Origin of the sequence: Phytoactinopolyspora endophytica (assembly GCF_004138495.1) — a bacterium.
In the GTDB taxonomy this organism is placed as follows: Bacteria; Actinomycetota; Actinomycetes; order Jiangellales; family Jiangellaceae; genus Phytoactinopolyspora; species Phytoactinopolyspora endophytica.
Window position 1 is genome coordinate 40,914 of record NZ_ML142857.1, and the last position, 7,813, is coordinate 48,726.

General features: G+C 66.1%; 6 protein-coding genes. 1 reads left to right on the forward strand and 5 read right to left on the reverse strand.

From position 1 onward, the window contains the following. A partial coding sequence (locus tag ELR45_RS18055; protein ID WP_205856815.1) for a DUF6351 family protein occupies positions 1 to 1,640 on the forward strand: 1,640 nt, incomplete at its 5' end. 121 nt (positions 1,641 to 1,761) lie between these two features. On the opposite strand, the gene ELR45_RS18060 is transcribed toward ELR45_RS18055, so the two are convergent. The 5 genes from ELR45_RS18060 to ELR45_RS18080 form a co-directional block, all read right to left on the reverse strand. Further along, complete coding sequence (locus tag ELR45_RS18060; RefSeq protein WP_129667636.1) at positions 1,762 to 2,652, reverse strand: U32 family peptidase; 891 nt, start codon at positions 2,650 to 2,652, stop codon at positions 1,762 to 1,764. A gap of 63 nt (positions 2,653 to 2,715) precedes the next feature. After that, positions 2,716 to 4,722, reverse strand: coding sequence for a family 43 glycosylhydrolase (locus ELR45_RS18065; RefSeq protein WP_129667637.1), 2,007 nt, complete (start codon positions 4,720 to 4,722; stop codon positions 2,716 to 2,718). 80 nt (positions 4,723 to 4,802) lie between these two features. Next, positions 4,803 to 5,933: an arabinan endo-1,5-alpha-L-arabinosidase gene (locus ELR45_RS18070; protein ID WP_129667638.1), complete on the reverse strand. Its 1,131-nt coding sequence runs from the start codon at positions 5,931 to 5,933 to the stop codon at positions 4,803 to 4,805. A gap of 25 nt (positions 5,934 to 5,958) precedes the next feature. After that, the gene (locus ELR45_RS18075; RefSeq protein WP_129667639.1) at positions 5,959 to 6,909 is read right to left on the reverse strand and encodes a carbohydrate ABC transporter permease; all 951 of its coding nucleotides are present in this window, start codon (positions 6,907 to 6,909) and stop codon (positions 5,959 to 5,961) included. A gap of 7 nt (positions 6,910 to 6,916) precedes the next feature. Then, positions 6,917 to 7,813 (reverse strand): carbohydrate ABC transporter permease (locus ELR45_RS18080; protein WP_205856816.1); only part of this gene is annotated, 897 nt, incomplete at its 5' end.

The window sequence follows — 7,813 nt, forward strand, 5'->3', positions numbered from 1 at the left end:
AGGCCGGTCCCTACTCGCCGTGGCCGGACGCAGCGTCGTCGTACCCGGACGACATGAGGACCACGACGACGTCGACCGGCGAGCAGGTGCCGTTCATCGTGCGGATGGAGACCGGGACCGTGAACCGGGCGATCTACCAGACCAGCATGCTGCACGACCCGATCGCCGAGCCGGAGCCGGACTTCACCACCCGCACCGACGGGTGGAATGGCGCCGCCATCTTCACCCTCGGAGGCGGCTGCACCAACGGCTGGTACCGGCAGGGCAACCGGACCGGAGGCGTGATCAATAACTTCATGCTCGGCCAGGGCTACGCCGTGATGTCGTCGTCGCTGAACGTGTTCGGCGTCAACTGCTCGGACCTGACCGCGGCGGAGAGCGCGATGATGGTCAAGGAAGAGTTCGTCGAGAGCTACGGCCCGGTCGACCATCTCATCGGCTTCGGCTCCTCCGGCGGCTCGTACCAGGGCCACCAGATCAGCGACAACTACCCGGGCATACTCGACGGTATCGTCGTCGGCAACTCGTTCCCGGACGTCGGTTTCAGCACGGTCCCGTTCATCACCGACGCTCGGCTGCTGCACAACTACTTCACGACCAACACCAACGTCGAGTGGACGGAGGAGCAGCAGCGCCAGGTCACCGGCTTCCAGACGTACGCGACCGCACCGAATGTCTCCAACGGCGCCCGGCGCATCGACCCACGTGCGTTCTGCGGCGTAGTACCCGCACAGCTGCGCTATGACCCGGAGACCAAACCGGACGGCACCCGCTGCGGCGTATTCGACCACACGGTCAACGTCTACGGCACCGACCCGGAGACCGGATTCGCCCGTCGCCCGCTGGACAACGTCGGCATCCAGTACGGCCTCGCCGCGCTGAACGACCAAACCATCACCGTCGACCAATTCCTCGACCTCAACGAACACGTCGGCGGCTACGACCACGACGCGAACATGGTCGATGAGCGCAGCGTCGCCGACCTCGACGCCGCCCGCGCCGCCTACCAGACCGGGCGGCTGACCAACGGCGGCGGAGGTCTCGCCGACATCCCCATCATCGACTACCGCCCCTACCGGGACGACAGCCCGAACGGCGACATCCACGTCCGCTACCACACGTTCTCCATCCGCGAGCGGCTGATGAAGGCCAACGGCACCACCGCCAACCACGTCAGCCTCCTCGAGGACCCCCGATACGGCGGGTTCAGTACCAACAGCCCGCTCCTGCGCCACGCCATCACCCAGATGGACCAATGGCTACGCAACATCGCCGCCGACAGCAGCGACGACGAACCGATCGACAAGGTTGCCAACGCCCGGCCGGCCGAGCTGGTCGAGGGCTGCAACACCCGCGGCGACGAGCAACGGTTCATCGCACAGCCGTTGGATCGTGACCCGGACAGCGAGTGCGAACAGCTCTACCCCTCGGCGTCGTTCCCCCGCGAGGTCGCCGGTGAGAGCGTCGCCGGCGACATCATCAAATGCCAGCTGAAGGCGCCCGACCCCGACGACTACGACGCCGAGTTCAGCGACGAGCAATGGGCACGACTCACCGACACCTTCACCGAAGGCGTCTGCGACTACACCAAACCTGGCCACGAACAACAAGGCCTCGCCGGCACCTGGCTACGCTTCTGACCCACCCCGACCCACCCCGACCAAAATGATCATGTGAAGTAGGTTTTCTCGTGCGATAACAGGTCTGCAGGCCTGTTGATGCACGCAGAAACCTACTTCACATGATCATTTCGGGCGCTGCCTATCCCTCCGCTTCCGGGTAGTAGCGCTTGAGCATGCTCAGCCCGATCGCCGCCCGGCGCACCCGCTCACGGGCGGTGCTGATCGCCACGTGCCGCAGATGCTCACCGGATGGGTAGAGGTTCGGCGCATTACGGACGGCGAACTTCACGTACACCGGCGCTGCCACCCGGACGATCTCGGGAAGCTCGTAGTGCCGCACCGGCGCACCGAAGTCGTCGGCGCCTTCGATGTAGATGTCGAGCGGGACCGTCGCCGCCGCCCGGATCGCCGCGATGTCCTCCAGCCGCAGGTCCACCGGAAGGTTGAGCGTCGAGCCGCCGAGGTCCTGCACCACCCGGGCGGTCGCCGGGTTCGCCACCGGCAGCGAGACGGACACCTTCAGCACCAGGTCCGGCGGCAGCTCACCGGCCCGTTTCATCTCCGCCAGCACCCACAGCTGCCCGAGGTCGGCCACCAGTACGCTGCGTACCCCGAGCTCGCAGCCTCGTCGCACGTCTTCCACGCCGTAGACGAGCTGGTCCAGCCCACGCAGGCTGGCTCCGACGACGCGGCCGGAGCTCGAGGTGACCTGGGTGCCGACGTCCCACGCCGCCCGTGGGCCGGTGAACAGAGACACCTCGATGTCGTTCTCCCGCCCGAGACGGACCATCCGTTCGATCTCCGCGTCCGTGAGCAGCATGATGCCGCTGCCCTGGCTGATCCGATCGACCCGGATGCCGTGCTCATCGGCGGCCTCCAGCACCGCTTCGAACGCTTCGGGCCCTTCGACGGACGGGATCTCCACCCGGTGCCGGGCGCCGTCGTCGAAACGGAGATCCGACGTACGCAGGTCACCTCGTTCGCCACGGGGCAGGCCCAGCGAGGCGAGGAACGATCTGGTGGCGTGCATAGAATGGGGTCCCTTCCGGTCGGGTCTGTGATCCTGGGCTGTCATGTCGCACGGCGTTCGGAGTCACGTTCGAGCATCTGCCGTCTCCTTCAGCTCCTCGACCAGGCCGTACAGAGTGCCCGCGTCGTCACCGGTGACGAAATGGAAGGGCTGGACGGCCCCGCCGGCATGTATGCGCTTCTGCGCATCCGACAGTGCGGCACGCGCATCCTCATAACTCCCAGCTTCGATCAGTTCTCCCGCGTTCACGAGCATGTTTCGCAACGCACCGACACGCCGGTCAACGACGTCGGCATGGCCCGGCCGATGGCCCTCGATCCGGCCGTCCTCGACGAACCCGTCGAATGCGGCGAGCAACAGCTCGCTACCGACCGGCTCCATCGCGAGCTGCCACTGCTGGGGTGGCCATTTTGCGGCTTGGGTCAGGTTTCCTGGCTGGTGATCGCCATCTCGGCGGTATCCGCCGACGACGTCCACGCCCACCACGGCGTCGTCGTTCTCGACCTCGAGCGCAAGGTTGACGTCGTCGGCCACCAGCCGATGGAACCCGTGCCCGGTATCGTCCAGATACCACAGCTGCGGCCCGCCGTCGTCATCGGCACCGACATCCTCGGCACACGGAGCGACGACGACGTCGGTGCCGATCGAGCCCGAATCGTCGACCATCGCCAGGCAGTGGCCGGCTGGATCGATCATGCTGCGGAACCGCCAGAAGCCGTCCCGCTCCCGCTGCAGTTCCCACACCTGTTCCAGGGCACCGTCGTCACATGCCGACTGGATCGCGTCGAGCCCGCCGTCCTCGCCGGCGGCGGTGAGGCACCGGTCGCTGGCCACCGGATTCTGTAGGCTGTCCGGATCGGCGAGGGTGCCGTCCTGGTTGACCAGCCGGTAGTACGCCCGGTCATCCAGGTCATAGGGGCCGCCGCCCGGCTCGTCGAAGTACGGCCAGCCATCGTGCCAGTTCATCGGCCGGATCCCCAGCGTGCTCTGCGGCCGGTAGGCGTGGTAGACGAGATTGTAGGTCCCGTCTTCGACGAAGACGTCAGGTCCGCCCGGTGCCCGGTAGAGCCCACCCGGCGTGACATCCGGCGCGGCCACCCGGCTGTTCAGCATGATGCTCCCGCCGCCCTCGGCCAGGTCGACGCCGTTCTTGTCCAGATACGGACCGAAGATGTTCTCCGACCGCCCGACGACGATCTTGTAGGTGTTGTCGTTGCCGTTCGGGCGACAGCACCAGTCCCAAGCCGCCATCAAGTAGAAGTAGCCGTCCCGCTCGAAGATCGACGGGCCTTCGATCCGGTTGAAGTTCGGGCACGCCGGCTCGGGGTACGGGCAGCCCGGTTCGTCGATCGGAAAGTCCTCGCTGGCGCGATGCGCGATCAGGCGCCGCTCACCCACGACAGAAGCCATGTCATCGGCCAGCCGCTGGACCATGATCCCGTCGAAGTGAGACCCCCACACCAGCCACCAGTCACCGTTCTCGTCCGGCCAGATCGCCGGATCGATGGCGTTGTGGGTCGCGTGTTCGGGATCCGCGGCGCCGGACGCGACGACCGGAGCGCCATTGTCGACGTAACTGGACGGGTCAGCCGGATTTCGCGTGGTCTTCAGCCCGACCGCCGAGTTGTTCGTCCCGAAGGCCGACGTCGCGTAGTAGTAGTAGAACGTGTCGTCGATCCGCTGAACGTGCGGCGCCCATAGCCCGCCCGAGAGGCCGGGCAGCGAGGACGTCCAGTCCGCGCGGGGCACGTTGCCGAGATTCGTCCAAGGCCCCTCCAGGCGTGGCGCGCTGCGGATCGACCCGCCCGTATCCGCCACGTAGTAGGCATCATCGTCGGCGAACAGCGTCGGATCGTGCACGCCGACGGATCCTGTCAACGGAATCTGGCCCCGCGGTTCTCCGGTCTGTTCAGCCGGCACGGCCTGCTCGGTCTGCTCAGCCGATTCGTACGCCGTCGCGGTCTGTGTCAGGAACGCGACAGGCAATAGCGCCGCGGCAAGTAGCACAGCGGTCGTCCCTGCTCGCCATCGCAACTTCGGACCTGCCGCAGAGGTAGTGAGTAGCGCCATCCGTTACTCCTTCAGTCGGCCGCACCGACCGCCGCACTGCCGCCTGACAGTTGACTGGCGAGCCGGCGCGTGCTGTTGTCTTACCGGCTGAAGTTGGGCCAGCCGTCTTCCCACTCCATGCTTCTGATCTGCATCCGGATCACCCCGTCCGCGTCGCCGTCGTAATAGTGGTGAACCAGGTAGTGCAGGCCACGCTCGAAAAGGACGTCCTGTCCGCCGGGGCCGATCTGGTTCCCGTGGCTGGACAGGATCACTGTGCCGCCGCCTTCCAGCAGCGGAACCCCGTCCCGGTCGACGTAAGGGCCGGTCACCGACTCTGACCGTCCGACGGCCACCTTGTAGGTGCTGTCCGTGCCGGCGCAGCACCGGTCCCAGGAAGTGACCAGGTAGTAGTACCGGCCGCGTTTGAAGATGACCGGCGCCTCGATCGCGTTCGGCGGCTCCTGCCGGTCGGCCAGGTGGTGTAACTGCCCGATGGGTTCGGTCATCGACGCCAGTTCCTGCAGCCGGATGCCGGACCAGTGCGAGCCGAACGCGATCCACCACCGGCCCTCGGCCTGGAAGACGTGCGGGTCGATGGCGTTGTAGTCGTGCTCGCCGGCCTCGGAGGTCAACACCGGCCCGTGATCCACCCAGCTGTCCAGATCTCCCGGGGTCTTCGTGGAGGCCACCCCGATGGCGGACGTGTTCTCACCGAACGACGACGCGGCGTAGTAGAGGTAGTACGTGTTCCCGCGGCGCACGACGTCCGGCGCCCAGAGATGGTTGTGCCCGTACTCCTTCGTCCACTCCGGTACCGGAATCTCACCCATCGACTCCCACGGGCCCGCGAGTGTCCCGGACGAGGACCGCACGAAGATCCCGCCAGGGTCCTCCGGATCGCGCAGGCTCCCGGTGGAGAAGACATAGTAGGTGTCCCCGGCCTGGATGATGGCCGGGTCATGCACCGGGTCGTCGATCTCACCCGGCACGTAGTCCCCGATGTCGCCGTGCATGTCCAGCGTTCCGCGCAGCGGTGGGCCGTTCGGTGCGGACGACGGCGGCCCGCCGCCGGCATCCGGATCGGCCGCTCCCAGCGTGGCCACGACGACACCACCGATCACGAGCGCGTGCACGGCACGTCCAGCTCGCGACCGTCGCCACCGCCCCGGACCGGCGTCCTTCTCCCGGCCGGCTTCCACCGCTTCGAGGCTTCGTCGTCGAGTACTCATGGACCCTCCTTGAAGTCGACGGGGTTCATTTGGCTCCGGTGCCGAACTGGCCGAGGCCGTTGATGAACTGCTTGCGAAGCAGGAAGAACAGGATCATGATCGGCACGACGGCGAGCACCGCCGCGGTCATGACGAGGTCCCAGCGTGGGCGGTAGAGACCGACGAGCGTGGTAATCCCCACCGAGAGCGGGAAGTTCTCCTCCGACCGCATGACGATCAGCGGCCAGAGCAGGTCGTTCCACTGCTCCAGGGAGAAGATGATCGCCAGCGTCGCCATCGCCGGCTTGACCATCGGCACCACGACCCCGAAGAAGATCCGGTACTCCGAGGCGCCGTCCACCCGGGCGGCGTCGAACATCTCCTGTGGCAGCCCCAGCATGTATTGACGCATGTAGAACAAGCCGAACGGGTGCGCCAGCATCGGCACGATCACGCCCAGGTGGGTGTCGATCAGGCTCAAATCGATCATGAGCAGGAACAACGGGATGAGCAGCAGGTGGAACGGAAGCATCTGCGAGGCGAGGATGCCCACGAAGATGGTGTTCCGCAGCGGGAACTTGATCTTCGCCAACGCGTAGGCGGCCATCGTCACCACGATCATCGAACCCACAGTCGATCCGGTGGCGAGGATGACGGAGTTCATGAACCAGGTGACGATCGGCGTCTGGTCGAACAGGTTCTGGAAGTTGTCCAGCGTGACCGCCGACGGCAGGAAGTTGCCCGCGTCGGCGAAGATCCGCTCAGACGGCCGCAGCGCGCTGATCACCAACCAGTAGAACGGGATGATGAACAGGATGGCGACGAGTGTCACCAGCGCCGTCGCGATCACCTTCTTGGGGCCGCCGTTGAGCCGCCGGCGTCTGCCGTCCGGATGCAGCGTCGCCGGCCATGCGCCGTCGCCGCCCCGCGGCGGCTCGCTCATCTGTACCTCGGGCCGTTCGGCCATACCGACCTGCGCCTTCTTCTCTGGTGTCATGGCCGCCTCACTCCTTCTTGAAGAAGCCGAACAGCTTCAGCGTGATCAGCGACACCGACATGATGATCAGCGCCAGCACGACGCCGATCGCCGAGGCGTAGCCGAGCTGGAACGACGTGAACGCGGTGCGATACAGATGCACCACGACGCTCAGGCCACCCTGTCCTGGTCCGCCGCCGGTGCCCCACAGGATCAGCGGCTCCACGAAGAGCTGGAATCCGCCGAAGATCGTGAGGACGGTGACGAACAGGATGATCGGCTTCGACAGCGGCACGGAAAGATGCCAAAACTTGCGGATGGGTCCCGCGCCGTCCACCGAGGCCGATTCGTACAGCTCGCTGGGGATGTTCGACAGCCCGGTGGTGAAGTAGATGATGTTGATCCCGGTCCACCGCCAGAAGGCCATGATGATCATGGCCGGGATGGCCAGGCTCCGGGTCTCCAGCCAGCCCTGCGCTGGCACGCCGAACAAGCCGAGGAAGCTGTTGACCAGCCCGTTGGTGGTGAGCAGCAGCGAAAACACGACGCCCACCACGACCAGCGAGGTCAGCACCGGCAGGAAGAACGCCGACCGCAGCGCCGACTGCCGGACCACCAGCTTGGACTGCAACACCGCGGCCAGGATGAACGGCACCGGTATCAGCACCAGCAAGGTTCCCGCGGTGTACAGCGCGGTGTTGCGCAACGCCGTGAAGAACGTGCTGTCCGACAGCAGTCTGCGGTAGTTGCTGAAGCCGGTCCATTCGGTCACGCCGATGCCTTCGATGTCCTGAAAGCTCAGCACGATGGCATATCCGACCGCGTAGACCCGGAACACGCCGAAGAGCACCAGGAACGGCAACATGAACACCATCGCCACCACCCAGGGGCGGTGGAAGAAGGGAGTCTTGGATCTGCGGTCCCC

What these genes read in the sequence shown, in the direction of transcription:
- ELR45_RS18075 (WP_129667639.1), bottom strand. Translation starts at nt 6,909, where the DNA reads ATGACACCAGAGAAGAAGGCGCAGGTCGGTATGGCCGAACGGCCCGAG.
- ELR45_RS18060 (WP_129667636.1), bottom strand. Translation starts at nt 2,652, where the DNA reads ATGCACGCCACCAGATCGTTCCTCGCCTCGCTGGGCCTGCCCCGTGGC.
- ELR45_RS18065 (WP_129667637.1), bottom strand. Translation starts at nt 4,722, where the DNA reads ATGGCGCTACTCACTACCTCTGCGGCAGGTCCGAAGTTGCGATGGCGA.
- ELR45_RS18070 (WP_129667638.1), bottom strand. Translation starts at nt 5,933, where the DNA reads ATGAGTACTCGACGACGAAGCCTCGAAGCGGTGGAAGCCGGCCGGGAG.